General features: G+C 58.9%; 23 protein-coding genes. 13 read left to right on the top strand and 10 right to left on the bottom strand.

Annotated elements, in window-relative coordinates:
* Positions 1 to 70: 70 nt before the first annotated feature.
* The gene (locus G6R15_RS08470) at positions 71 to 814 is read right to left on the bottom strand and encodes a sulfite exporter TauE/SafE family protein (protein ID WP_164659434.1); all 744 of its coding nucleotides are present in this window, start codon (positions 812 to 814) and stop codon (positions 71 to 73) included.
* A 160-nt stretch (positions 815 to 974) separates the two neighbouring features.
* On the opposite strand from G6R15_RS08470, the gene mdh reads away from it, so the two are divergent.
* Positions 975 to 1,937: a malate dehydrogenase gene (gene mdh, locus G6R15_RS08465; protein WP_164659433.1), complete on the top strand. Its 963-nt coding sequence runs from the start codon at positions 975 to 977 to the stop codon at positions 1,935 to 1,937.
* Between the two features lie 53 nt (positions 1,938 to 1,990).
* Here mdh and G6R15_RS08460 read toward each other — a convergent pair whose 3' ends face one another.
* Complete coding sequence (locus G6R15_RS08460; RefSeq protein ID WP_164659432.1) at positions 1,991 to 3,097, bottom strand: glycosyltransferase family 2 protein; 1,107 nt, start codon at positions 3,095 to 3,097, stop codon at positions 1,991 to 1,993.
* Between the two features lie 351 nt (positions 3,098 to 3,448).
* Between G6R15_RS08460 and sucC the strand changes: the two genes are divergently transcribed.
* From sucC to lpdA, 10 genes are all read left to right on the top strand, one after another.
* On the top strand, positions 3,449 to 4,642 hold the full coding sequence (gene sucC, locus G6R15_RS08455) for an ADP-forming succinate--CoA ligase subunit beta (protein ID WP_164659431.1): 1,194 nt from the start codon (positions 3,449 to 3,451) through the stop codon (positions 4,640 to 4,642).
* Positions 4,643 to 4,967: 325 nt separating this feature from the next.
* Positions 4,968 to 5,849 carry a succinate--CoA ligase subunit alpha gene (gene sucD, locus G6R15_RS08450; protein WP_085797403.1) on the top strand — a complete coding sequence of 294 codons (882 nt, stop codon included), beginning with the start codon at positions 4,968 to 4,970 and terminating at the stop codon, positions 5,847 to 5,849.
* Between the two features lie 21 nt (positions 5,850 to 5,870).
* Positions 5,871 to 6,416 carry a DUF805 domain-containing protein gene (locus G6R15_RS08445; protein WP_164659430.1) on the top strand — a complete coding sequence of 182 codons (546 nt, stop codon included), beginning with the start codon at positions 5,871 to 5,873 and terminating at the stop codon, positions 6,414 to 6,416.
* The gene (locus G6R15_RS08440) at positions 6,413 to 7,138 is read left to right on the top strand and encodes a hypothetical protein (RefSeq protein ID WP_164659429.1); all 726 of its coding nucleotides are present in this window, start codon (positions 6,413 to 6,415) and stop codon (positions 7,136 to 7,138) included. The genes G6R15_RS08445 and G6R15_RS08440 overlap by 4 nt, the downstream gene beginning before the upstream one ends.
* Complete coding sequence (locus tag G6R15_RS08435; protein WP_164659428.1) at positions 7,135 to 7,677, top strand: DUF805 domain-containing protein; 543 nt, start codon at positions 7,135 to 7,137, stop codon at positions 7,675 to 7,677. Before G6R15_RS08440 ends, G6R15_RS08435 begins: the two co-directional genes overlap by 4 nt.
* On the top strand, positions 7,674 to 10,631 hold the full coding sequence (locus G6R15_RS08430; RefSeq protein WP_164659427.1) for a 2-oxoglutarate dehydrogenase E1 component: 2,958 nt from the start codon (positions 7,674 to 7,676) through the stop codon (positions 10,629 to 10,631). The genes G6R15_RS08435 and G6R15_RS08430 overlap by 4 nt, the downstream gene beginning before the upstream one ends.
* Positions 10,632 to 10,634: 3 nt before the next feature.
* The gene (gene odhB / locus G6R15_RS08425) at positions 10,635 to 12,131 is read left to right on the top strand and encodes a 2-oxoglutarate dehydrogenase complex dihydrolipoyllysine-residue succinyltransferase (RefSeq protein WP_164659426.1); all 1,497 of its coding nucleotides are present in this window, start codon (positions 10,635 to 10,637) and stop codon (positions 12,129 to 12,131) included.
* Between the two features lie 3 nt (positions 12,132 to 12,134).
* Positions 12,135 to 12,545, top strand: coding sequence for a hypothetical protein (locus tag G6R15_RS08420; protein ID WP_164659425.1), 411 nt, complete (start codon positions 12,135 to 12,137; stop codon positions 12,543 to 12,545).
* A gap of 1 nt (position 12,546) precedes the next feature.
* Complete coding sequence (locus tag G6R15_RS08415) at positions 12,547 to 12,936, top strand: MAPEG family protein (RefSeq protein ID WP_164659424.1); 390 nt, start codon at positions 12,547 to 12,549, stop codon at positions 12,934 to 12,936.
* Between the two features lie 87 nt (positions 12,937 to 13,023).
* Positions 13,024 to 14,412, top strand: a complete 1,389-nt coding sequence (gene lpdA, locus G6R15_RS08410; protein ID WP_164659423.1) for a dihydrolipoyl dehydrogenase — start codon at positions 13,024 to 13,026, stop codon at positions 14,410 to 14,412.
* A 23-nt stretch (positions 14,413 to 14,435) separates the two neighbouring features.
* Here lpdA and G6R15_RS08405 read toward each other — a convergent pair whose 3' ends face one another.
* Positions 14,436 to 15,014, bottom strand: a complete 579-nt coding sequence (locus tag G6R15_RS08405; RefSeq protein WP_164659422.1) for a TetR/AcrR family transcriptional regulator — start codon at positions 15,012 to 15,014, stop codon at positions 14,436 to 14,438.
* 100 nt (positions 15,015 to 15,114) lie between these two features.
* On the opposite strand from G6R15_RS08405, the gene G6R15_RS08400 reads away from it, so the two are divergent.
* Positions 15,115 to 15,708, top strand: a complete 594-nt coding sequence (locus tag G6R15_RS08400) for an NAD(P)H-dependent oxidoreductase (protein WP_164659421.1) — start codon at positions 15,115 to 15,117, stop codon at positions 15,706 to 15,708.
* A gap of 9 nt (positions 15,709 to 15,717) precedes the next feature.
* Here G6R15_RS08400 and G6R15_RS08395 read toward each other — a convergent pair whose 3' ends face one another.
* Genes G6R15_RS08395 through G6R15_RS08380 form a run of 4 tightly spaced genes read right to left on the bottom strand, consistent with a single transcriptional unit; the run spans position 15,718 to position 18,623 of the window.
* Positions 15,718 to 16,323 (bottom strand): pyridoxamine 5'-phosphate oxidase family protein, encoded by a 606-nt coding sequence (locus G6R15_RS08395; RefSeq protein WP_164659420.1) that lies wholly within the window; start codon positions 16,321 to 16,323, stop codon positions 15,718 to 15,720.
* A complete protein-coding gene (locus G6R15_RS08390; protein WP_164659419.1) occupies positions 16,310 to 17,050 on the bottom strand; it encodes a 1-acyl-sn-glycerol-3-phosphate acyltransferase in 741 nt (246 codons plus the stop codon). Before G6R15_RS08390 ends, G6R15_RS08395 begins: the two co-directional genes overlap by 14 nt.
* Positions 17,050 to 17,949, bottom strand: coding sequence for an ABC transporter permease (locus tag G6R15_RS08385; RefSeq protein WP_164659418.1), 900 nt, complete (start codon positions 17,947 to 17,949; stop codon positions 17,050 to 17,052). Before G6R15_RS08385 ends, G6R15_RS08390 begins: the two co-directional genes overlap by 1 nt.
* Positions 17,946 to 18,623, bottom strand: coding sequence for a cell division ATP-binding protein FtsE (locus G6R15_RS08380; protein ID WP_164659417.1), 678 nt, complete (start codon positions 18,621 to 18,623; stop codon positions 17,946 to 17,948). The genes G6R15_RS08385 and G6R15_RS08380 overlap by 4 nt, the downstream gene beginning before the upstream one ends.
* Before the next feature lie 183 nt (positions 18,624 to 18,806).
* On the opposite strand from G6R15_RS08380, the gene G6R15_RS08375 reads away from it, so the two are divergent.
* Positions 18,807 to 19,667 carry a zinc-ribbon domain-containing protein gene (locus G6R15_RS08375; protein ID WP_164659416.1) on the top strand — a complete coding sequence of 287 codons (861 nt, stop codon included), beginning with the start codon at positions 18,807 to 18,809 and terminating at the stop codon, positions 19,665 to 19,667.
* Positions 19,668 to 19,674: 7 nt separating this feature from the next.
* Here G6R15_RS08375 and G6R15_RS08370 read toward each other — a convergent pair whose 3' ends face one another.
* The 3 genes from G6R15_RS08370 to G6R15_RS08360 all read right to left on the bottom strand — a co-directional run bounded on the left by G6R15_RS08370 (position 19,675) and on the right by G6R15_RS08360 (position 25,007).
* Positions 19,675 to 22,242 (bottom strand): TIGR02302 family protein, encoded by a 2,568-nt coding sequence (locus G6R15_RS08370; protein ID WP_306432343.1) that lies wholly within the window; start codon positions 22,240 to 22,242, stop codon positions 19,675 to 19,677.
* A 33-nt stretch (positions 22,243 to 22,275) separates the two neighbouring features.
* Entirely contained in the window at positions 22,276 to 23,541 is a 1,266-nt protein-coding gene (lysA, locus tag G6R15_RS08365) for a diaminopimelate decarboxylase (protein WP_164659415.1), read from the bottom strand.
* Between the two features lie 215 nt (positions 23,542 to 23,756).
* Entirely contained in the window at positions 23,757 to 25,007 is a 1,251-nt protein-coding gene (locus tag G6R15_RS08360) for a Xaa-Pro peptidase family protein (protein ID WP_164659414.1), read from the bottom strand.
* Positions 25,008 to 25,208 lie beyond the last annotated feature (201 nt).

Here is a 25,208-nt window from a genome sequence, read left to right as displayed (position 1 = left end):
AGCAGGATCAGGCCATGGGCCGTTTGCTCTCTCTTTCCCTCGGAGAGCAAGCGGCCTTTTTGTATTGCGGTCAAATCAACGCGTCCCAGATGAGCTTGCAGCCTGTGACCGTCAGCAGGACGTAAGTGACACCAAAGAACAACCGCTCCGAAACCAAGTGGTGCGCCTTAACCCCCAGCCACGCCCCTAACAATGCAAAAGGGGCCAACATCAGGTTGGCCAGCATGGTTTGCATTGTGAAGAGGCCAAGCCAGGCGTAGGGGATGACCTTGGCGATATTGATGACCCAGAAAAGCAACACTGTTGTGGCCTGAAACTGGGTCTTGGTCAGGTGTTGCGACAGCAGGTAGACGGCGGCGGGCGGCCCGCCTGCATGGCTAACAAAGCTCGTGAAGCCCGCCACGATTCCAGCCAGAGCCCCGATAGAAGCGGGCAACCGGTGTGACACTTGAGGGCGATGCACCATTTGCCAAGCAACGAAGGCCAGCGATATCCCCCCGATTAGCAGGCGCAAAATGTCGTCATTTGTGATCTGGAACAGCCAGATTCCCAGAAGTACACCCGGTATACCCCCGATGATCAGCACGCGGGCGTCCGGCCAGCTCCATCGGCGCCAATAGGGGCGCAAGGTCGCCACGTCGATCAGCATCAGAAGGGGCAGCATCAAGGCCAGCGCCTGAGTGGGTGTGAGGATCAGCGCCAGAATCGAAGAGGACGCAAAGGCCACGCCCGAACCAAAGCCGCCCTTGGAAATGCCCGCAAACACCGTTGCCGGGATCGCCACGGCAAAAAACAGAAAATTGAATTCCAGCACGCTCGCGACCCCAATCCCCCTTATTCCGTTGCACGTTAGCGCACCCAAACCGGGTGCGACACCCTGTATGCGATAGCATGCCGCGTCGCAGAACCCTTGCGCGGTGACGCATTAGCGACTAGCAAACGCGCGATTTTCATTCGGATCGGAGAACTTTCCAATGGCCAGACCCAAAATCGCACTTATTGGTGCAGGGAACATCGGCGGCACACTTGCGCATCTCGCAGCAGTCAAGGAATTGGGCGACGTTGTCCTGTTCGACATCGCAGACGGCCTGCCCCAGGGCAAGGCACTGGATATCGCCGAATCCGGCCCGTCCGAAGGCTTTGACGCCGCAATGTCGGGCACCAGCGATTACGCTGACATCGCAGGCGCCGACGTCTGCATCGTGACCGCTGGTGTTGCGCGCAAACCGGGCATGAGCCGCGACGACCTGCTGGGCATCAACCTGAAGGTCATGAAATCGGTCGGCGAAGGCATCGCAGCCCACGCACCCGACGCATTCGTCATCTGCATCACCAACCCGCTGGACGCGATGGTCTGGGCTCTGCGTGAATTTTCGGGCCTGCCCCACCACAAAGTCTGCGGCATGGCCGGCGTTCTGGATTCGGCACGTTTCGCACACTTCCTGTCGGAAGAGTTTGGCGTTTCGATGCGCGACGTCACCGCATTTGTTCTGGGCGGCCATGGCGACACCATGGTGCCATCGGTGCGCTATTCGACCGTTGCCGGTATCCCCCTGCCCGACCTAGTCGACATGGGCTGGACCACGCAGGAAAAACTGGACGCCATCGTACAGCGCACCCGTGATGGCGGCGCCGAGATCGTTGGCCTGCTGAAAACCGGTTCGGCGTTCTACGCGCCTGCGACATCGGCGATCGAAATGGCCGAGGCCTTTCTGAAAGACCAGAAACGCGTTCTGCCCTGCGCCGCCTATTGCGACGGCGAGCTGGGCGTCAAAGGCATGTATGTTGGTGTTCCGACCGTGATCGGTGCCGGTGGCGTCGAGCGTGTTGTCGACATCAAGCTGAACAAGGAAGAGCAAGCTGGGTTCGACAACTCAGTCAACGCCGTCAAAGGCCTGATCGAGGCGTGCAAAGGTATCGACAGCTCGCTGGCCTAATTGGCCCAGACCTGCAGAATTTGAAAGGCCGGGTGATGATCACCCGGCCTTTTTCATGTTTGCGTCAGGCTTTCAGGCTCTGCGTTGCCGGGGTCCGCCTTTTCGACGGATTTGGCCGACCTGCGGCTTAGGCGATACCAGCGTTTGCGCTGATCTGGCAGATCTTCCTGCCAACGCCCCAGTCGGACATCGAAACCTGACACCGACATGTCGATGCGGTTGCTCAACCCCAGTCGGTCAACCGCGCCTAAGGGGTCGATCTGCCCCCGGCAGATCAGGCCCAGCATATCCAGGCGTTCGATGTCATCGGAATGGAGCGTCTTGAGCGTCTGATGCAGGTCGAACAAGGCATCAAACTCTCCCTCTTTTTCGATCACGTAATTCAGTTGCTCGCCACGCGGAGTGCCAAATGAACTTTTTTTCCCGATCCGATCCTTTTGGTTGAAATACAGGCGGCGTAGCTTCATCACCCAATGCAACCCCGTCACACCATCGTAGTGGAAGACATTGACGCTGGCCGCTGCGATGGCGTTTGCACGCCGTTCCATGTCGCGCGACGGACGCGGAGAATGGATACCAGGGACCAGCCCAACGCCGGTGCGCATGATGGATTTGCCAGAACTGTGCGCTGGCAGCCCGCGGCGCAGGTAGGGTGTGACCTCATCCGCAAAGATCAAATCCTGATCAATCCAACCGCGCGGCAAGGGGCATCGCATGATCCCATCGAAAAGGCGCTTTTGCGGCATGGTGCTTTCAAAAACACGCTCGACATTGGGCACCGCGATAAAATCCACTCCTTCAGGCACCGCGCCCAAATATCGAGCCAGTTCGGTGTCGCTTTGTAAAAACTCGTCGGCGTCCACATGCGCCAGCCAGTCGACCTCGGCCCGGAGATAGGCGTTTGTGGCGTTGATGATCTGGCGTTTTTCCGTGGCCCCTGGTTGGGGACCGTTGACCGCGCCTTGCCAATAGGCCTCATCGCAGTCGATGATTTCACAGCCGCGCACATCGGCCAGCACTTCGTGCAATTCCGGGTCGGGTTGATCTAGGAACAGATAGACACGATGTGCGCCCATCTCGAGGTGGTGCGCGACAAAGGCCACTATCAGGGGCGTCGGCTCGGCACAGGTACAAACCACACCCCAACTTGCCTTGTCCATTGGGGGGGATTTGAAAAACACCCGAAAACTCCGCGCATGTGACAGAAGAACCTTGATGGAAGGTTAACTTTGACGCGAACTGGGATCAAGCGAGCCGCAAGGGATGATCTGGCGGTCGGGCTGCGCTGTGACCATATCGGCACTGTCGAAACCCGTCATTAACCGGTCGCATTCGAGCCTGCGCATGGATTGGGACTGCGATTCGCCACCTTGTGATCACACGTCAGATCAGTGTGATCACAAATAGTAAAAATCTTCATCAAATTCCCGTGCCATGTCAAAAAACCCTTTAACATAAGGGGGTACACACCCCTATATCATAGCAATCGTAGTCAGACGGGACAGTTTCAAATGAACATCCACGAATACCAGGCCAAGGCCCTTCTTCGCACGTACGGGGCCCCTGTATCGGACGGCCGCGTTGTGTTGAAGGCCGAAGACGCCAAAACCGCAGCCGGTGAACTGGACGGACCGCTTTGGGTCGTCAAAGCACAGATCCACGCAGGTGGACGCGGCAAGGGCTCTTTCAAAGAGGCCGACGCTGGTGAAAAAGGCGGCGTGCGCCTGACCAAATCGGTCGAAGAAGCGGCTGAGGAAGCCAAGAAGATGCTGGGCCGCACATTGGTCACGCATCAGACCGGTCCGGTCGGCAAGCAGGTCAACCGCATCTACATCGAAGCCGGTTCCGGCATCGAGACAGAGCTGTACTTAGCGCTGCTGGTGGATCGCCAGACCTCGCGCATTTCGTTTGTCTGCTCGACCGAGGGCGGCATGGACATCGAAGAAGTTGCAGCCTCGACCCCGGAAAAGATCCTGAGCTTCAGCGTTGATCCCGCGACCGGCTATCAGGCCTATCACGGCCGCCGCATCGCATTTTCGCTGGGTCTGACCGGTGCACAGGTCAAGCAGTGCGTCAAACTGATGGGCCAGCTTTATACCGCCTTCGTCGAGAAGGACATGGAGATGCTGGAGATCAACCCGCTGATCGTTTCCGATAGCGGCGATCTGAAAGTGCTGGATGCCAAGGTCAGCTTTGACGGCAACGCCATGTACCGCCACGCGGACATCGCCGAGCTGCGCGACGTGACCGAAGAAGACAGCAAAGAGCTGGAAGCGTCGAAATACGACCTGAACTACATCGCGCTGGACGGCGAGATCGGTTGCATGGTGAACGGTGCCGGTCTGGCGATGGCCACCATGGACATCATCAAGCTGTATGGGGCCGAGCCTGCCAACTTCCTCGACGTAGGTGGCGGTGCGACCAAAGAGAAAGTGACCGAAGCGTTCAAAATCATCACCTCGGACCCGCAGGTCAAAGGCATCCTGGTGAACATCTTTGGCGGCATCATGCGTTGTGATGTGATTGCCGAGGGCGTTGTCGCCGCGGTGAAAGAGGTCGGCCTGAAGGTTCCGCTGGTTGTGCGCCTTGAAGGCACCAACGTGGAAGCCGGCAAAGAGATCATCAACACCTCTGGTCTGGACGTGATCGCAGCCGACAACCTGTCGGATGGTGCCGAGAAGATCGTTAAGGCGGTTAAGGGTTAATGAAAACTCTTTGCGGAGCCATCCTAGAACTGAGTGGCGGTAATGTTAGAAACCACCATTTCTACCTCCATGGAATGCCTTGGCTTCCGAACGAGGTTATAGGAGGCTCCAATTCAGCGGAAGTCGCAGCCGAAAGCCTGAACGTAACATTCAGCAATGGCCGCTCAATCGACACTGACATCGCGGGAGACAAAATGATTCTTCGCGATAGATCCGCTGTTCGTGAGTTTTTTGAGGAAATCAACGCGAAAGAAGGAACGAGGATCACTATCGAACAAACTGGTCCTCGTTCAATCTACGTCGCATCTAAATAGGAGAACGCCAAATGGCAGTCCTCATCGACGAAAACACCAAAGTCATCTGTCAGGGCCTGACCGGCTCGCAGGGGACATTCCACTCTGAACAGGCCATCGCCTACGGCACCAAGATGGTTGGCGGCGTGACACCCGGCAAAGGCGGCTCTGAGCACCTTGGCCTGCCCGTCTTCAACTCGGTCCACGAAGCCAAGCACGTGACCGAAGCGAACGCCTCGGTCATCTATGTGCCGCCCCCCTTCGCGGCAGATTCGATCCTGGAAGCGATTGATGCCGAGATGGAGCTGATCGTCTGCATCACCGAAGGCATCCCGGTTCTGGACATGATGAAGGTGCAGCGCGCCCTCGAAGGGTCCGCAAGCCGCCTGATCGGCCCGAACTGCCCCGGTGTCATCACGCCCGACGCCTGCAAGATCGGCATCATGCCCGGCCACATCCACCAGCGCGGCTCGGTCGGCGTTGTGTCGCGTTCGGGCACCCTGACGTATGAGGCTGTGAAACAGACCAGCGACATCGGTCTGGGTCAGTCCACGGCTGTTGGCATCGGCGGCGACCCGATCAAGGGCACCGAGCATATCGACGTGCTGGACATGTTCCTGGACGATGACGAAACCCAATCGATCATCATGATCGGTGAAATCGGTGGCTCGGCAGAAGAAGAAGCCGCCGAATTCCTGGCGGGCGAGCGCAAAAAAGGCCGTTGGAAACCGACCGCTGGTTTCATCGCGGGCCGCACAGCGCCTCCGGGCCGACGCATGGGCCACGCCGGCGCGATTGTTGCCGGTGGCAAAGGTGGTGCCGAGGACAAGATCGAAGCCATGAAATCGGCTGGTATCGTCGTGGCAGACAGCCCCGCCGGTCTGGGCGAGGCCGTGCTGAAGGCCATCGGCTAAAGAAAACTGAGTAAAGCAGCCATGCAAGCCAGTCGCCAAAGTGTACTTCGTTTTTCCGGGCGGGCTTCCCGCTCGGAATATTGGCTTTACGCGGCGCCCATCCTTGGGCTTTTGGTTTGCGCGCTGCTTTATGACCTTCAGGTACTTGGGCCAGTAACTTATCAAAACATCACCACAACCACGAACTTGGTTACCGGTGAAGAAACGACACAGATTTCGAATGTGACGTCCTATGGCCCACGAACAGCAAGTTTGATCGTGGCTGTGTTTGCCGTGTTTCCCTTCAGCTTCATGCTGACACGCCGCGTGCACGATATTGGCTATCCGGGTTGGTATGCATGGCTGGCGATATTTCTTGCCTTTTTTTGTGGCCTCATTCTGTCTGGTTTGGTTGCCCTGATCGCAACAGTTTCCCTGAGCCTAGCTTTAGTACTCGGGTTCTTAACCGGTCTACCGCAGTCTATTCTGTCGATACTGGCCTTTGTCGTGATCATTCTTTGGGGCACCACGCCTTCGGAACCCGGGGACAACGAATATGGACCAGAACCCAAGGGGACCTTGACTTGACCTTCAACCAAGCCTTTAAAACCTGTTTCGCCATGGTGCTGGCCTTTTTGGGTCGGGCTCCTCGTACTGTGGCATGCAGCGGGGCCATCTCGCTTGGACTGATTTCGGGCGGTTCTCATGCCGTAGCGAAATCTCCGCTCGATGACACGTTGTCCATCTGCGTCGACAAAGCCGCTGATTTTGACGCCATACAAGGCAAGCTTCAAACTGCGGGCTGGGTAATTCTTGACCCGGCATCTGCTTCGGACCAAGACGTCGAGAAACTGGCTTGGGCTTATGCCCTCCAATACTTGAGTGGCAATCCTTTAGACGCGGTGTTGGTCGCAACGCTTGAGCGACAAAAAGCGACTGTACGTGGTGCACTCAAGAAACGGGATATTGCAAGTTTTCGCAGCCGCATCCTGAAACGTCCTGTTGGGGCGACTTCGGACTATCTTGTGTTGAACTGGCAGCACCCGAACCACAGCACAGCCACCCTGTTGTGTAATGTCGTGCTGGCAGGGCATGAAGGTGAACATGCAAAGCTTGCTGACACGTTGGCCGCGGTGAAGCAATCGCCAGAATACGCAGACCTGACGGTGGCCCGTTTTCCGAACCTGAAATTGAGCCAGCGCAACGTTCAACTCTTTGTCTTTGACTGGGACGATCTCGAAAAGAGAACCGGCTCCCGCCCGCCCTACGCAGTGTTTTCGACCTACTTGGAAACAGAGGTGAGCCAATGACCTTCAACACCGCCGTCAAAACCTGTTTCGTCAAATTCCTGACATTCTCGGGTCGGGCGTCGCGGCCTGAGTATTGGTTCTTTTTCCTCTTCATCGTGATCTGGAACGTGATCGCCGGTGTCATCGACTGGCAGATGTTCACGCAAGTGATCGAAACCGAAGTGGATGGCGTCAAGACCATCACCGCCACCTCCAGCCAACCGGTGCAGAGCCTGGTTGGTCTTATCGTCTTCCTGCCCCACCTCGCCGTCGCCTGGCGGCGGATGCATGATACCGGTCGCAGCGGGATTTATGCCCTGCTCCCGATCCTGCTGATCGTGGGGGCCTTTGCCGTGCTGTTCTTTGGCATCGGCATCGCGTCTAGTTTTGCGGCGGGCGGCTCTCTTGATCTTCTCTTTACCCGCGCCACGCTATTGGTGCTGGTTCCGACGATGCTTGTGCTCATCGTCTCACCGCTGCTGGTTCTGTGGTGGCTCACCCGCCCCAGCCAGCCCGGCACAAACCAATACGGTCCCAACCCAACAGAGGTACAATCATGACCGAACATACACCCAATGACGTGTTCCACGCCTCAAGCTTTATGCAGGGGCACAATGCCGAGTATCTGGAGCAACTGTATGCTCAATACGCCAATGACCCCAACGCGGTGGATGCCGCCTGGGCCGAGTTCTTTCGTCAGATGGGTGACGCGGACCTGGACGTAAAGGCCGAGGCCACGGGCCCGTCCTGGGCGCGCGCAGATTGGCCGCCGATGCCGGACGGCGAGATCATGGGTGCCCTGACCGGGGAATGGCCCGCAGGTGAGACGCAGGCGGCGGGCAAGAAGATCAAAGACAAGGCTGCAAGCGCGGGCGTCGAGGTGAGCGACGACCAGATCAAGCGCGCGGTGCTGGATTCGATCCGGGCGCTGATGATCATCCGGGCCTACCGGATCCGGGGCCATCTGGTGGCTGATCTGGACCCGCTTGGCATGCGCGCGGGCACCCTGCACCCCGAGCTGGATCCAAAAACATACGGCTTTACCGACGCCGACATGGATCGCCCGATCTTTATCGACAACGTGCTGGGGCTGCAGGTCGCCTCGATGCGCCAGATCGTCGAGATCGTGAAACGGACCTATTGTGGCACATTCGCGCTGCAGTACATGCATATTTCCAACCCCGAAGAGGCCGCTTGGCTGAAAGAGCGGATCGAAGGGTTCGGCAAAGAGATCTCGTTCACGCGCGAGGGGCGCAAGGCGATCCTGAACAAGATGGTCGAGGCTGAAGGGTTCGAAAAGTTCCTGCACGTCAAATACATGGGCACCAAACGTTTTGGTCTGGACGGCGGCGAAAGCCTGATCCCGGCGATGGAACAGATCATCAAACGCGGCGGTGCCTTGGGTCTGCAGGACATCGTGATCGGCATGCCGCACCGTGGGCGTCTGAACATTCTGGCCAATGTGATGGCCAAGCCTTATCGCGCCATCTTCAACGAATTCCAGGGCGGCAGCTTTAAGCCAGAAGATGTCGACGGCTCGGGTGATGTGAAATATCACCTTGGCGCCTCGTCGGATCGCGAGTTTGACGGCAACTCTGTCCACCTGTCGCTGACGGCCAACCCCAGCCACCTTGAGGCGGTGAACCCGGTGGTTCTGGGCAAGGTCCGCGCCAAGCAGGATCAGTTGAACGACACCGACCGCACCAAGGTCATGGCCATTCTGCTGCACGGCGATGCGGCCTTTGCTGGTCAGGGCGTTGTGGCCGAAGGGTTCGGCCTGTCGGGCCTGCGCGGTCACAAGACCGGCGGCACCATGCACATCGTGGTGAACAACCAGATCGGGTTCACGACCGCGCCGCACTTCTCGCGCTCGTCCCCCTACCCCACTGATATCGCTCTGATGGTCGAAGCACCGATTTTCCACGTGAACGGCGACGACCCCGAAGCGGTGGTACACGCGGCCCGAGTTGCAACCGAATTCCGTCAGAAGTTCCACAAGGACGTGGTTCTTGATATCTTCTGCTACCGCCGGTTTGGTCACAACGAGGGCGACGAGCCCATGTTCACCAATCCGATCATGTACAAGAAGATCAAAACCCACAAAACCACCCTGTCGCTATACACCGCGCGGCTGGTCAAAGACGGGCTGATCCCCGAGGGCGAGATCGAAGACATGAAGGCGGCCTTTCAGGCGCATCTGAACGACGAGTTCGAGGCCGGGAAAGACTATAAGCCCAACAAGGCCGATTGGCTGGATGGGCGCTGGTCGCATCTTGACAAGAACAAGGATGAATACGTTCGGGGTGAGACGTCGATCACGCCGGAAACTCTGGCCGAGGTCGGCGCATCGCTGGCCAGCGTCCCCGATGGGTTCCCGATGCACAAGACCGTGGGCCGTTTGCTGGATGCCAAGAAAAAGATGTTCGACAGCGGGACTGGCTTTGACTGGGCAACGGGCGAGGCTTTGGCCTTTGGCTCGCTTCTGACCGAGGGCTACCCGGTGCGCCTGTCGGGGCAGGACGCCACGCGCGGCACCTTCTCGCAGCGCCATTCTGGCATCGTGAACCAGGAAACCGAAGAGCGGTATTTCCCGCTCAACAACATCCGCGCCGGCCAATCGCAATACGATGTGATCGACTCGATGCTGTCGGAATACGCGGTTCTTGGTTTCGAATATGGCTTTTCGTTGGCCGAACCCAACGCGTTGACCCTGTGGGAGGCGCAGTTTGGTGACTTTGCCAACGGCGCGCAGATTATGTTCGACCAGTTCATCAGCTCGGGCGAAAGCAAATGGCTGCGGATGTCTGGTCTGGTCACGTTGCTGCCGCACGGATTTGAGGGGCAAGGCCCCGAACACTCGTCCGCCCGCTTGGAACGCTTCCTGCAGATGTGTGGTCAGGACAATTGGATCGTGGCGAACTGTACGACGCCTGCGAACTATTTCCACATCCTGCGCCGTCAGTTGCACCGCACCTTCCGCAAGCCGCTGATCCTGGTGACGCCCAAGTCGCTGCTGCGCCATAAGCTGGCGATCAGCACCGCCGAGGATTTCACCACCGGTTCAAGCTTTCACCGGGTGCTGTGGGACGACGCGCAAAAGGGCAACTCGGACACCCAGTTGGTGGCGGATGACAAGATCAAGCGAGTCGTTATGTGCTCGGGCAAGGTTTACTATGACCTGTTGGAGGAACGTGATGCGCGTGGCATCGACGACGTCTATATCCTGCGAATCGAGCAGTACTATCCGTTCCCGGCGCACTCGCTGATCAACGAGCTGGACCGCTTCAAGGACGCCGAGGTGATCTGGTGTCAGGAAGAGCCCAAGAACCAGGGTGCCTGGTCCTTTATTGAGCCCAACATCGAGTGGGTGCTGACCCGGATCAAAGCCAAGCACATCCGGCCACGTTACGTCGGCCGCGCCACATCGGCCTCGCCTGCCACAGGTCTGGCCAGCCAACACAAAGCACAACAAGAAGCGCTGGTGAACGAAGCGCTGAGCATCGAAGGAAACTAAAGCATGACAACCGAAGTTCGTGTCCCCACGCTTGGCGAATCCGTAACCGAGGCCACTGTGGCCACCTGGTTCAAGAAACCCGGTGATGCTGTTGCCGTGGACGAGATGCTCTGTGAGCTGGAAACCGACAAGGTCACCGTCGAGGTGCCCGCACCCGCCGCTGGCGTGATGGGTGAAATCGTCGCCGCTGAAGGTGAAACAGTGGGCGTCAACGCGCTGCTGGCCACCATCACTGCAGGTCAAGGCGCGGCCCCCGCACCGGCGGCTGCTCCGGCAGCGGCGCCTGCTGCGTCGGGTGGTGGCAGTGTTGATGTCATGGTGCCCACGCTGGGTGAATCTGTGACCGAGGCCACCGTTTCGACCTGGTTCAAAGCGGTAGGTGACACCGTCGCGCAGGACGAGATGCTGTGTGAATTGGAAACCGACAAGGTGTCAGTCGAAGTCCCTGCCCCTGCTGCGGGTGTTCTGGCCGAGATTACTGCGGCAGAAGGCGCCACCGTGGACGCAACCGCCAAGCTGGGCGTGATTTCATCCTCGGGCGCGGTTGCTGCAGCACCTGCTGCTGTAGCGGCTCCGGCTGCATCGGGTAAAGACGTGGCCAATGCGCCATCGGCTGAAAAGGCAATGGCCGAGGCCGGCATCAGCGCCGCTGCTGTCACCGGTACCGGTCGCGACGGTCGCATCATGAAGGACGACGTGGCGCGTGCCGTTGCTGCGGGGGCTACAGCCCCAGCGCCTGCGGCGGCTGTGCCCACCCCCGCTGCCCAAACACCGCGCGCTCCGGTATCAGCGGACGATGCCTCTCGCGAAGAGCGGGTCAAGATGACCCGCCTGCGCCAGACCATTGCCCGTCGCCTGAAGGACAGCCAGAACACCGCTGCCATGCTGACCACCTATAACGAGGTGGACATGACCGAGGTGATGGCCCTGCGCAACCAGTACAAAGGTGAGTTCGAGAAGAAGCACGGCGTGCGTTTGGGTTTCATGTCTTTCTTTACCAAGGCTTGCTGCCATGCGCTGAAAGAGGTGCCCGAGGTCAACGCCGAGATCGACGGCACCGACATCGTCTACAAGAACTTTGTCCACATGGGCGTGGCCGCTGGCACCCCCACAGGTCTGGTGGTTCCGGTCATTCGCGACGCGGATTCGATGTCCTTTGCCGCCATCGAAAAGGCAATCGGCGAAAAGGGCCGACGTGCTCGTGACGGCAAACTGTCGATGGCCGAGATGCAGGGTGGCACCTTCACCATCTCGAACGGGGGTGTTTATGGCTCGCTGATGTCCTCGCCTATCCTGAACCCGCCACAGTCGGGCATTCTGGGCATGCACAAGATCCAGGACCGCCCCATGGCGATCAACGGTGAAGTGGTGATCCGCCCAATGATGTATCTGGCGCTGAGCTATGACCACCGCATCGTCGACGGTAAAGGCGCCGTGACCTTCCTGGTGCGCGTTAAGGAAGCGCTGGAAGATCCGCGTCGTCTGCTGATGGATCTGTAATACGTGAGTTTGGCTGCAACATTTACAATTCACAAAAAGGGGCGCGCGGCGGATGGCCGCCGCCTTGCCCTCCAATCTGCAATGATCCAAACCGCTCTGACGGCAATAATGACTATACTTGCCTTCGCAAGTACCTTGATGGTTTCCAATCTTTCGACCGCACTTATTTCGACAACTGGATTAGCTTTGACACTGGCGATCTGGGCGTTGGGACTATGGGGAATTATCAGCAGCAGGCTTTGGGCCGCGCTTCCTCTTGTCATCTTTTGCCTTATGGATCTCGCGGCCTCCACTCAAGCATTTCAGCAATCCCTTCTCTTCGCCACATTTTCGGTAGTTAACGGGATTCTGGCCTTCGTCACCTTGTGCGGCTTGATGATTTGGATCGCGAACAGAAAAACTGTGAATTCGTAAAATGACCGTCGAACTCTTCACGCTCACCCTCGCCACCCTGCTTTGGGGCGTGCAGTTCTTTCTGTACCTTGCCTCTGGGCATGGCTCGGTTGATCTGAACGCCGCCATGGGGCCTCGGGATGTGCCGTTTGATCGGCCGCCAACTTGCTCGCGTCTGCATCGGGCGCTGAGCAACCACACCGAAGGCTTGGTGCTCTATGCCATTGCGGCGCTGGTGGTCACCGTCACGAATCAATCCACCGGATTCACTGCCGCCTGCGCTTGGGTTTATCTGGCCGCAAGGGTGCTTTATGTTCCGGCCTATGCCTTTGGCTGGACGCCCGGTCGCACGATCATCTGGATGGCAGGATTCTTTGCCACCATGGCCATGCTTGTGGCGGCCCTACTATGACCCTTCATCTTTTCCCATATACTCCGGGGGAGGCCCAACAGGCCGGGGGCAGCGCCCCCACCCCGACGCAACCAAAGGACCACGTAAATGGCTAACTATGACGTCATCATCATCGGTGCAGGCCCGGGCGGCTATGTGTCGGCAATTCGCTGTGCCCAGCTGGGTCTGAAAACAGCCGTGGTCGAAGGGCGCGAGACCCTGGGCGGCACCTGTCTGAACGTGGGCTGCATCCCGTCCAAGGCGCTGCTGCATGCCACGCACATGCTGCATGAGGCCGAGCACAATTTTGCGGACATGGGCCTGAAGGGTAAAACCCCATCGGTCGATTGGCCGCAGATGAAATCTTACAAATCAGATGTAGTTGGTCAGAACACCGGCGGCATCGAGTTCCTGTTCAAGAAGAACAAGATCGACTGGATCAAGGGCTGGGCGTCGATCCCAGCGGCGGGCAAGGTGCAGGTTGGCGACGACGTGCACGAGGCCAAGAACATCGTGATCGCGTCGGGCTCTGTCCCGTCCTCGCTGCCGGGTGTCGAGATTGACGAAAAGATCGTCGTGACCTCGACCGGCGCATTGGAACTGCCGAAGGTGCCTAAGAAGATGGTCGTAATTGGCGCGGGCGTGATCGGGTTGGAGCTGGGCTCGGTCTATGCGCGTCTGGGGTCTGAGGTCACGGTCGTTGAGTACATGGACGCGGTCTGCCCCGGCATGGACAAGGACGTGCAGCGGACGTTCAAGCGGGTCTTGGAAAAGCAGGGGCTCAAGTTCATCATGGGTGCGGCTGTGCAGGGGGTTGAGACCACCAAATCCAAGGCCAAGGTCAAATACCAGCCCAAGAAGGGTGGCGATGAAGAGATGATCGACGCCGATGTGGTGCTGGTTGCCACCGGTCGCAAGCCATATGCCGACGGGCTGGGGCTGGACGCGCTTGGCGTCAAGATGACCGAGCGCGGCCAGATCGCCACGGACGCGCAGTGGCGCACCAATGTACCCGGTGTTTATGCCATCGGCGACGTGATCGAGGGCCCGATGCTGGCGCACAAGGCCGAGGACGAGGGCATGGCCGTGGCCGAGGTGATCGCGGGCAAGCATGGGCACGTGAACTATGGCGTGATCCCCGGTGTGGTCTACACCACCCCCGAAGTGGCGACCGTGGGCGCCACCGAGGATGCGCTGAAGGCCGAGGGACGCAAGGTCAAGGTCGGCAAGTTTAACTTTATGGGCAACGCGCGCGCCAAGGCGGTGCATCAAGGCGAAGGGTTTGCCAAGATCATCGTAGATGCGGAAACTGACCGCGTGCTGGGCGCCGCCATCATCGGACCCGCAGCAGGCGACATGATCCACGAGATCTGTGTGGCGATGGAGTTCGGCGCATCGGCCGAGGACATCGCGCTGACCTGCCACGCGCACCCGACCTATTCCGAGGCCGTGCGCGAGGCCGCCCTGGCCTGTGGTGACGGCGCGATCCACGCCTAGATTTTGCTAGATTCTGGCGGCCCTTAGGCTGCCGGGGTCAACCACGCTTTCAGGTAAGTTTCGAGCCTGTCTGAAAAGCTTTGCGCGCTGTGCAAGGCGCAATATTTCAATGACATCGATTGAATCGCAAAGGCCTGAACGCCTTCGGCCAGCAGTTCGGGCGTGATGTCCGTACGAGTATCCACGGTTTGCATCCAGGCTTCGACCAGCCGGAAATACCGCTCGAAACAGTATGCGATGGGCCCGATTTCTGCCACTGCTGCCGCACCGGAATAGCGGATTATCAGATCGAACACGTAGCGCTCTGACGTCATGAACTGATGTACCGGTTCCAGCGCTTCGATCAGGTCGGGCACGGTCTTTGGCGTTCCATGGCCCTCGGCCTGGGTCAGACAGGCGTTCAGCTTTTCACCGATCAGGATCTCCATCAGCGCGTCCTTGTCGCGGAAATGCGCAAAGAACGTGCCCTTGGCGACACCGGCGGCCTGAACAACCTCCTCGACCCTCAAGGCCTCATATCCACCCTTGGCGATCACCTCTTCAGACGCGGCAATCAGTTTGGCGCGCGTTTTCAGCGTTCGTTTTTGAATCGTCTTTTGCATAAGGCTGAGTCGCATAATTTGTGACCGCGGTCAAATTTATTATTGACCGCGGTCATTTTAGCATCTATTTACTGACCATGGTCATTTTTGGAGATTCCCGATGCAACTCAAGAAAATTCTTGTCCTTGACGGACACCCCGCCGAAAGCAGCTTGTCGCGCACATTTGCCCAAACCTATGGCGACGCCGCCCGCGACAAGGGGCATGACGTTCGTATCGTTCATCTGAGCGATTTGCAGTTCGACCACGATTTTGGTCAGGGCAACTATCACGATTTCAAACCGCTGGAGCCTGTGCTGGAGCAGGTGTTGCAGGACATCGAATGGAGCGATCATCTGGTCCTGACAACGCCCATGTGGTGGGGTGGGCTACCGGCCAAGCTCAAAGGGTTGATCGACCGGATGTTCATTCCCGGACGCACCTTTGACACCCGGAAGACCACGATGGCGGGCCTGCCAGCACCTATGCTGTCAGGACGCACAGCGCGGGTAATCCTGACCTCGGATACGCCGGGGTGGTTCATGCGGTTGGTGTATCGTCAGGCGCTGATCCGGCAGATGCGGGGTCAGATCCTGGGATTCGTCGGGTTCAAGCCAACCCGGTTCACCTATTTCGCAGGTGCAAGCGCACCGAAACCCGGTCGGGTGGATCGTTGGATTTCACAGGTATCAAGGATCGGCGCAGCGGCGGTATGACCGCTACGCCTACCACATCGTACTGGCGGCTCGCGCACCCCATTCGGCGTCGTATCTTTCACCGCCTTCTTCACCATTGCTGACCTCGGCCAGGATCTGCCCGACGGTCGGCAACCCGGCGCTTTGGTCGCCATCGGTCCAAGTGCCCGCCCGCATCAAGGCACGGGCACATTGGGTATAGATCTCGGCGATTTCGATCACGACAACGGTAGCAGGGTGCTTGCCCCTTTGTTCGAATCGGTGGCGCAGCCCCTCGTCCGCAGTCAGACGCGCCTTTCCGTTCACGCGAACCACAGTATTTGAACCTGGCACGACAAACATCAAAGAAACGCGAGGGTCGCGCACGATGTTGCGCAGGCTGTCCAGCCGGTTGTTGCCCCGCCAGTCGGGCATGGCCAACGTGCCGGGATCCAGTTCCAGCACCGCAGGGCCATCATCACCGCGCGGGCTGCCGTCGGTGCCTTCGGGGCCGACAGTGCTAAGCACGCAGAGTTTCGAGGCCATGATCCATGTGCGATAAAGCGGCGTCATCCGACGTGCCACTTTGCGGGTCGCGGCTGCGCCCGGTTTACCGTAGAGCGCCTCGAGCGCGCTTATGTCGTCAATGTACTGCATCGGGATCAAACCCCACTTCGCGCATCAATTCGTTGGACTTGCTCTCGATCGCTGTTTCCAGACGTGACATGAATGCCTTGCGCGCCACGCCCGGTTCGATCGGGTCAAGGAATTCCACGATCGCCAGACCCGGCTTACGCAGAATCCCGGTGCGGGGCCAGAACACGCCCACATTGGCGGCCACGGGCACGCACGGATCGCCCAACCCCTCGTAAAGGATCGCGGTGCCGACCTTATAGGGTTTCTGCGAACCGGGAGCGACGCGGGTTCCCTGCGGGTAGATAACCAACTGTCCGGGTTCTTCAAATTCGGCTGCGACATCCTTTACCATTTTCGAAATTGCCGCACCTTTTTTGCCTCGGTTGACCGGAATACATCCAAGGCGTTTGGCATAGAGACCGATGACGGGTGTCCACAGCAGCTCGCGCTTCATGATGAACTTGCCGTGGGGAACGGCGTTGAAGATCAGCAAGATGTCAAAGAACGACTGATGCTTGGCCGCAATCAGGACCTGTTCGGTAGGCGGGGTGCCGCGTACTTCGGACCGGATGCCGATCATCCAACGCGCCATCCAAATCGTGGTGCGCGCATAAGTCTTGCACGCGTTCAACGCGCCTCGTTTGGTGACGATAGCATAAGGCAAAAACAGAATGCCCAGAGTCACCATCCAAGCGTAGATCACGATCATGAAGATCAGCGAACGCAGCCATTGAAACGCTGTGGCCATCAGGTCAGCTCCTTGAGGGTTCTATGGGCCGCGGCCCAGGTGGCGGCAAAGGCGACAGCCGCGCCCATGATCGGCACAGCCAGCGGCAACAGCCAGGCTGCACCGCGAAAGCCAAGGCCGGTCAAAAACCCGCCCTCTTGTGAGGCTTCAGGCAACAGCAGCACGCCACCCATCCCCAGCACGACGCCGACGCTGGCGCCAAGCAGGGCACGCAGGGTGAACCGGCGCACAAAGGCCCCTGCAATGAACCGGTCCTTGGCGCCCACAAGGCGCAGAACCTCGATCACCTGGGCATTGGCGGCCAAAGCAGCATTGGCCGCCAGCGTGATCATCGCGGCAGTTGCCCCACCAATCAGCAGGATCGACACCAGCGCCAGACGGCGCAGCGAATTCGCAGCAGCCACCAGCGGTTCGCGCCAGCGGGTGTGGTCGTCCAGAACTGCACCGGGCACTTCGGCGCTTAGGCGCAAGCGCAGGCCAGCCTGATCATAACCTTCGCCGGTTTCCGTCACTTCGATCAACTGTGGCACCGGCAGGGTGTCTATGGGCAGGTTCGGCCCGAACCAGGGCGACAACAGCGCGGTTTGTTCTTCGGCAGTCAAAGCGCGAGCCTCGGCCACGCCGGGTGTTTGACGCAATATCGTGAGGGCCATCATTGTCTGATCGGCCATCTGGTCAGCAGGCGCGTTGATCCGCAGGGTGGCCGAGCGCGCAAGTTCATCCGCCCAGCGGTCGGCCAACCGGCCCGAGGCCAGCGACAGAGCCAGCGCAAAAACCGCCAGAAACGCCATGGCACCGGATACAAACAACGTTAGGCGCGCGGTAAAGCCGGTGGGGGGCACCACCCGGTCGGCCTGTTTGTCGCCCATCAACAGGCTGCGGATGGTTCCAGCGCTCATAGGTCTGCTCCTGCCAGTTGCAGGCGGCGGTTCGAAATGCGCAGCACGCGGGCCTGGACCTGACTTTTGGCCGCGCGGATCAGGGCCAGGTCATGGCTGGCGATCAGAACCGTCTTGCCCATGCGATTAAGTTCGACCAGCAGTTGCAGCAGCCGCTGTGACATTTCCCAATCGACATTGCCGGTGGGCTCATCCGCGATGACCACATCCGGTGACATGATCACGGCGCGGGCCAAGGCAGCGCGTTGACGCTCCCCACCCGACAATTCCTGCGGTACCGCATCGGCGCGGGGGGCCAGCCCGACCCATTTCATGAGCTCGCGCAGATTTTCTTCTTCGCCGTTCAGGTCCTTGCCTGAAACCAGCAACGGCAGCGCAATGTTTTCGCTCAGCGGCAAGTGGTCCAAAAAGCGGCAGTCCTGGTGCACCACGCCGATCCGGCGGCGCATGAGGGCCATCTGATCACGGTCGAGTTTGCGCATGTCCTGATCAAAAACACGCACCTGCCCCGCCGTGGGTTGCAGCGCGCCATAACACAGCTTGAGCAGGGTGGTTTTTCCCGCCCCCGACGGGCCGGTCAGAAAGTGGAACGACCCAGGCGCCAGTTGGACCGAGACATCGCCCAGCAACTCGCCGCCACCATAGCTGTAGCCGACATTATCCAGCTCGATCAAATCTGCCCCCTGACGCTTATGTGCGTTCTTGTGCCCCAGCCCGCAGACAGTTTCAATGCCCCCAACCGAGTCCGCAAGGTGACACTTAACTTGATCTGCGCAGAACGCCCTTTCCGAAAACCACTTAACGACATATGATCGCTTCAAAAATAACGTCTGACCAGCGATGGTCCGGGAGGCAGCATGCGTCTTACATGTCCGAACTGCGGTGCCCAGTATGAGGTGCCCGCCGAGGTGATCCCTGCGGAAGGGCGTGATGTGCAGTGTTCGAATTGCGGGGATACCTGGTTTCAGGCGCACCCCGAAGCCGAAACTGCGCAGGCCGCCGAGCCTGAACCGCAGATTCCCGACCCCGAACCCGATGACCTGCGCGCCGCGCTGACCGGACAGAAACGTCCAGAGCCAGAACCCGAACCCAATTACACCGACGAAGTGTATGACGACGAACAGGACGTTTACGAAGACGACGACAGCGAAGACGTGATGCCCGAGATTACTCAAGAACATGGGCGTGGCGTCGATCCTTCGGTTGCCAGCATCCTCAAAGAAGAGGCTGCGCGCGAGGCGGATTTGCGGGCAGGAGATGGCCTGGAAAGCCAGCCTGATCTGGGCCTGGATGACCTGCCCGGAGACGAATCCACGCGCCGCGCCAAAGAAGCGCAGGATCGAATGGCCGTCATGAAAGGCGAGGATCCGACCAAGACCGATGCCCCGACAGACGGATCGTCACGCCGCGGGTTGCTGCCCGATATCGAAGAGATCAACTCGACCCTGCGCAACGGTGCAGATCAAGCCGATGGGTCAGCCACCGCAACCGCAGTGGCGCCGGGACCAGCCAAGCGCAAACGCAAAGGCGGGTTCATGCGCGGACTGACCGTGGCGATCTTGTTTGGAGCCATGCTGACGTTGATCTACGTAAATGCGCCGCAGATCGCCCAAAGCGTTCCGCAAGCGGATCCGATGCTCAGCGCCTATGTGGCGCTGGTTGATCAGGCCCGCGTCTGGCTGGATGCACAGGTCGCGGGACTGGCAACGCAGCAGTAACCGCCCCTTAGAACCGCTCGAGAAGGCGTTTGAGGTATTCCAGCTCGGCCTCGGGCCGCTCTCCTTCACCTGCACGGCGGCGGATTTCGTCGAGCAATTCGCGGGCGCGGCGATAGACATCTTCGCCTTGTAACAGATTCTCGTCAGTCGAAATTGATCCAGTCGATCCCTGCTGGCGGCCCAAAGGATCGCGATTCTGGGCGCGCATGTCGCCTTCTTCGCTGCCCTGGCCCGGCTGAGACTGGTTCTCTTGCGCCATGGCTTCACCCAGCGAGCGCATGCCCTCGCGCAAGGCCTCCATCGCCTCGGATTGCTTGTCGATCGCTTCGGCCATGTCGTTCTGTCGCAAGGCCTCTTCGGCGTTTTCCATCGCTTCACCTGCCCGGCCCAAAGATTCGCGCGCTGCGTCCCCTTCGGGTGTACCCGCACCGGGTAAACCGTCCTGTTGGCGCCGCAATTCATCGCGCAGCGCCTGTTGGCGGTCCGCCAACGAACCTTGATCTCCGCCCCCGGATTGACCCTGCTGGGCCTCACGGTCACCGCTGCCTTGACCCTGACCCTGCTGGCCTTCGTGGCTTTGTCCACGGCCCTGCCCGCCATTGCGGCCTTCGTTCTGCTGGCTCTGACCCGACTGGCCACCTTGGTTGAACTGTTCCTGCAGATCGCGGAACGCTTGATCACTGAGACCCTGTTGGTTGCGCAGGGTTTCAGCCAGACCCTCCATCGCCTGTTGGCCCTCGGATTGGCCCTGACCCTGCTGACCTTGGGCCATCTGCATGTTTTCCATCATCTCCTGGAATTCACGCAAGGCTTGCTCGGCCTCGGCCATGCGGCCCTGCTCCATCAATTCCTGGATACGATCCATCATCCGCTGCAGGTCATCCTGATTCAGCGTCATTTGGTTTTCAGACTGTTGCTGACCTTCGGGCGATTGCTGGCCATCGTTTTGAGCCTGGCGTTGCAGCTGCTGAAGATAATCCTCGGTTGCTTCGCGCAGCTCTTGCATCAATTCGGCGATCTCTTGATCTGAGGCACCATTTTTCATCGCTTCGGCCAGACGTTCGCGCGCCTGACGCAGACGTTCCAGCGCGTCGCCCAATGTACCGTCTTCGATCATCACCGCCACATCCCACAGCGATTGCGCGATCTCGTCGCGTTGTTCCAAGCGCAGCCCGAATTCGGTGAACGTTTCCAGCCGACGCAGGGTGAAGCGCAGGCGGAGGTATACGGTCTCCGAGCGGAACACATCCTCGGGCCGGTGCGAGATGGCGCGCAACAGCTGCGACACACGTTTGGCGTTGTCCCGGGTCCAGAGAATATCGCGACGCTGTTCGATGATGGCCGCCGCCAGTGGATCAAAGAAACGGCGTCCCGGAAGCGAAGCGCCATAGGGCATCGCTTCGCCAGTGTTTCCCTTGGCGTCCTCGGCGCTCAGCGTGATCGTCACCGGCAGATTGGCCCAGGGATGGCTCGAAAAATCTTCGATGAAATCCTCGGTGAATATGCGGCGGTCACCAGCAATGGGCATCGGCAGGTCTACTACCAGCGCCTCGCGCGGTTCAGGGTCGCGGATCAGGCCATGGCGGCGGTCCGCACCTGCCAGATCCAATTCGATGCGCGCCGTTCCGGCAGTCACGCCGTAGTCGTCGCTTGCCGTGAATGGCAGGCTCATCTGACCGCCCGCTTCGGCCTCGATCACGCCCGCGACCGAGATTTGTGGGGCCTCGTCACGAACCATCTTGACCACCCAGGCTTTGCCACCCGGCCCGTCGATCTGCACCGAACCGGACTGCGCGACAATCAGGTCGTGGGATGTGGCCTTTGTCTCGTCCTCAACCGGTGTGCCGGTGACGGTTTCGGCAAGGTCAAGCGCGCCGACTTCGCCATAGAATCGTAAAGTGATCCGGCTGCCTTCGGGGACTTGCAGCGTTTCTTGGTCCAGATCATTCAAATAGAGCGACGGCAGGCCGGTATAGCGCGGCGGCTCGACCCACCCCTCCCACGAGGGGCCATTGGCCAGGGCGCCGCCACCCGGTGTCAGCTCGGCTACAGATTTCACGTGCCAGATCGAGCCGAAGAGCGCGCCAACGGTCACAAGCAGCAAAGCGGCATAGCGCAAGGCAAAGGGATCACGATCAGCCAGCCTGAGGTTCGGTTGCACCGATTTGGCCTGTGCAGCACGTTCGGACATGCGTTTCTGGTGCGCTCGCCAAAGTGCAACAGAGGCCGGGTCGGAGGCACCAATCGTCTGCGCATCCGTCAATGCTTGGATGGGGCGACCTGGCAGAGATTCATCAAGCCGTGCCAACGCGTCGTGCCGCGAAGGCCAATTGAAACGGCGTGCGCCCCAAATAAGGGCGATGAGTGCGCCTATCAACGCGACAGAGGCGGCTGTCCAGACACCTTCGACCGGGACCATGTCGTGCAATCCCAGCAGCAAAGCCGCCAATGCCGTCATTACGATGGAAAAGAACGGCCAGAACGCGCGCAACATTAGCTCGGCGATCATGCCCACATGCGTTGCCAGCAAGGACAGACGCGGGATGGGAAGATGCACGGGCGACTTGGCGGTCAACTGATCACTCCTAACGGCCCGCGCAGATTTGCGTCAGAGCCACTCGGGTATGGTATCGCGGTTTATGATTTCGTCAAAGGTTGGACGTGGGCGAATAACCGCGAATTGATCACCATTCACCAGAACCTCGGGGATCAGGGGGCGGGTGTTGTATTCGCTGGACATCACCGCGCCGTAGGCACCGGCGCTGCGAAAGGCGATCAGATCGCCGGATTTCAAGCGGGGCATATTGCGCTGTTTGGCAAATGTGTCACCGGATTCGCAGACGGGGCCGACGATGTCATAGGGCTGCATCTCGGTTCCCGGTGCGGGTTCCTTGACCGCGACTATATCGTGATGCGCCTCGTACATGGCGGGGCGGATCAGGTCGTTCATCGCTGCGTCCACGATCAGGAAATCGCGGCCCTCGCCCGATTTCACATAGATCACGTCCGAGATCAGCAAACCGGCATTGCCCGCGATCAGGCGACCCGGTTCGATCTCGATTTCGCAGCCCAGATGACCCAGCGAGTCTTTGATCAGCTGGCCATATTCCACGGGCAGCGGCGGCGCGTCGTTCGAACGGGTATAAGGGATACCCAAACCGCCACCCAGATCGAGACGGCGGATGTTGTGCCCCTCGCTGCGCAGCTGTTCGGTCAGCTCAGCGACTTTTTCGTACGCCAGGCGAAAAGGTTCAAGTTCGGTCAACTGCGAGCCGATGTGGACGTCGATGCCGATAACTTCGAGCCCTGGAAGGGCGGCGGCACGGGCATAAACCTCGGACGCGCGCGAGATTGGGATGCCGAACTTGTTCTCGGACTTGCCGGTGGCGATCTTGGCATGGGTTTTGGCGTCGACATCCGGGTTCACGCGGATGGTGATCGGGGCGACCACACCCAGATCAAGCGCGACTGCGTTGATCACGTCCATCTCGGGCTCGGATTCGACGTTGAACTGGCGGATGCCGTCAGTCAGCGCGGCGCGGATTTCGCGGGCAGTCTTGCCAACACCGGAAAAGACGATCTTTTCGCCCGGCACGCCCGCGGCGCGGGCACGGCGGTATTCCCCCTCGGACACCACATCCATCCCTGCCCCGGCCTGTGCCAGCGTGCGCAGGATCGCCTGATTGCTGGCCGCTTTCATCGCGTAGCAGACAAGGTGATCGGTGCCTGCAAGCGCGTCATCAAACAATTGGAAATGACGCAGCAACGTGGCTGTCGAGTAAACATAGAAAGGGGTTCCGACCGCAGCGGCGATTTCGGCTACGGAAACATCCTCGGCGAAAAGCGCGCCGTCGCGGTAGAGAAAGTGATCCATAGGTTCGCGAGTAGACCAAAACGGGGTTTGTGATCAATTATAAACGTGAGGACTTGTTGCCTCTCAGAGGCTTTGGCACAGTTGAGAACAAATAAGAGCACTCATCCTTACGCCCTTCCTTTATGACGCCATTCGAATTTAGCTGCCGTTGGCACGCTCGAATTGAAAGACCGCTATAAAAAAGCAGGCTCCGAAACTATTGTGGACGAAACTATTCAGTTGAGCAGTTCTTGTTCGAAAGGAAACTTGGCAACAAGTTCGCAACCGGTTTCCGTGATGCGCACCATTTCTTCGAGCTTCACGCCTTCTTTGGCGCCCTTCTCACCTATGTAGCTTTCCACCGACACGGTCATGCCGGGTTGGAACACGCCATCATAACCAGTTTGATCAAACCACTTTAACGGTGCTACCTGCGGGTACTCATTACACATGCCAATTCCGTGAACGATCACACCAACCTCAAATTCCTCAAATCGATCCGGGATTCTCCATGACTTTTCTGCCAATTCGCGGAACCCAAGACCGGGTTTCAAAAGCGCCATGTTGTGGTGCACCTGCTCATGAGAAACCTTATAAACTGTCTTTTGCTCTTCCGTTGGAGCCTTATCCTGACACATCCAGGTTCGTGAAATATCGGTGCTGTATCCGTAGGGTCCGATCATATCTGTATCGAACGCCACAAGCTCGCCCACTTGAACTGGCTTTTCGCTCGCCTCTGAGTACCAAGGATTCGTGCGCTCTCCTGACACCAACAGTCTTGTCTCAACATAGTCACCGCCAAGAGAGGCATTAATCGCACCAAAGGTCGCCCAAAGTTCGTTTTCGGTGATGCCAGGGCGGGTAATCTCTCTCAGACGAGCCAATCCGGTTTCACAGACGAAAGCAGATCGTGATTGAGCCTTCTGCTCCTCAGACGTCTTGATGCAACGCGCATGTTCGATGACATCTTGACCAAAGGATACGGATACCTGTCGTTTCTCCAATTCGGCCCGCGCATCCCCATCAAGTCGGTCGATGGCGATGCGTCGATTGGGGAAACGCTCCGAGATAACATCGGCCACCTCGTCCGCCCACTTTTCCAGGAGCTGCTGCCGGTTACTGCCTGCACTGTGGTAAAACCAAAGTGTTGCTGGCCGGGTCTCTTCGATCGTCTCGATCCCGTCGGACAGGTGCTCGCAATTGACATAGTCGAAGATGGTTGCCTTGCCCTCGCTAGGCACAAGGCAGTAGCGAGCGGAGTTGTGCATGGTCCAAATTTGCATATTCCGGCAATCAGTTGCGTAGCGCACGTTGACGGGATCATAAAGGAGCATGCCACCCAGATCACGCTTTCGAAGCTCAGCTTGAAGTCGCTCCAACCGTTGCTGGCGCAAAAGAGTTTGATCGACCCGGGGCATAGCAGCGAGATGCCGCTTCGCAGAGTCCAGTTGTAGCATATCTACGCTCGCGACTTCAGCTTCGTTCATTTCCAATTTCTCCGAGTTTGAAACACCGCGCGACTATCTGATCGTAGAGGCCACCAGACTTACCATTTGCGGTCAATGCTACGTTCCTAGGAATAGTTAGGAATGTATCGATACGACACGGAAGTTCATGGCCACGACAAAAAGATGACTGCAGCAAACCTTGGTAAGTAGCGAAATTTCTTAGATGAACCACCAATAGCG

It is taken from the genome of Tropicibacter sp. Alg240-R139 (genome assembly GCF_900537075.1).
GTDB lineage: Bacteria > Pseudomonadota > Alphaproteobacteria > Rhodobacterales > Rhodobacteraceae > Falsiruegeria.
Note: the sequence above shows the minus strand (reverse complement) of the source record. Positions and strands in the feature narration are given on the sequence as shown.

Bases quoted from the DNA above. Each gene is read 5' to 3' on its own strand.
- G6R15_RS08445 (WP_164659430.1), top strand. From the start codon at position 5,871: ATGCAAGCCAGTCGCCAAAGTGTACTTCGTTTTTCCGGGCGGGCTTCC.
- mdh (WP_164659433.1), top strand. From the start codon at position 975: ATGGCCAGACCCAAAATCGCACTTATTGGTGCAGGGAACATCGGCGGC.
- G6R15_RS08430 (WP_164659427.1), top strand. From the start codon at position 7,674: ATGACCGAACATACACCCAATGACGTGTTCCACGCCTCAAGCTTTATG.
- lpdA (WP_164659423.1), top strand. From the start codon at position 13,024: ATGGCTAACTATGACGTCATCATCATCGGTGCAGGCCCGGGCGGCTAT.
- G6R15_RS08395 (WP_164659420.1), bottom strand. From the start codon at position 16,323: ATGCAGTACATTGACGACATAAGCGCGCTCGAGGCGCTCTACGGTAAA.
- G6R15_RS08390 (WP_164659419.1), bottom strand. From the start codon at position 17,050: ATGGCCACAGCGTTTCAATGGCTGCGTTCGCTGATCTTCATGATCGTG.
- G6R15_RS08415 (WP_164659424.1), top strand. From the start codon at position 12,547: ATGACCGTCGAACTCTTCACGCTCACCCTCGCCACCCTGCTTTGGGGC.
- G6R15_RS08385 (WP_164659418.1), bottom strand. From the start codon at position 17,949: ATGAGCGCTGGAACCATCCGCAGCCTGTTGATGGGCGACAAACAGGCC.
- G6R15_RS08360 (WP_164659414.1), bottom strand. From the start codon at position 25,007: ATGAACGAAGCTGAAGTCGCGAGCGTAGATATGCTACAACTGGACTCT.
- G6R15_RS08435 (WP_164659428.1), top strand. From the start codon at position 7,135: ATGACCTTCAACACCGCCGTCAAAACCTGTTTCGTCAAATTCCTGACA.
- G6R15_RS08405 (WP_164659422.1), bottom strand. From the start codon at position 15,014: ATGCAAAAGACGATTCAAAAACGAACGCTGAAAACGCGCGCCAAACTG.
- sucC (WP_164659431.1), top strand. From the start codon at position 3,449: ATGAACATCCACGAATACCAGGCCAAGGCCCTTCTTCGCACGTACGGG.
- sucD (WP_085797403.1), top strand. From the start codon at position 4,968: ATGGCAGTCCTCATCGACGAAAACACCAAAGTCATCTGTCAGGGCCTG.
- lysA (WP_164659415.1), bottom strand. From the start codon at position 23,541: ATGGATCACTTTCTCTACCGCGACGGCGCGCTTTTCGCCGAGGATGTT.
- G6R15_RS08375 (WP_164659416.1), top strand. From the start codon at position 18,807: ATGCGTCTTACATGTCCGAACTGCGGTGCCCAGTATGAGGTGCCCGCC.
- G6R15_RS08460 (WP_164659432.1), bottom strand. From the start codon at position 3,097: ATGGACAAGGCAAGTTGGGGTGTGGTTTGTACCTGTGCCGAGCCGACG.
- odhB (WP_164659426.1), top strand. From the start codon at position 10,635: ATGACAACCGAAGTTCGTGTCCCCACGCTTGGCGAATCCGTAACCGAG.
- G6R15_RS08400 (WP_164659421.1), top strand. From the start codon at position 15,115: ATGCAACTCAAGAAAATTCTTGTCCTTGACGGACACCCCGCCGAAAGC.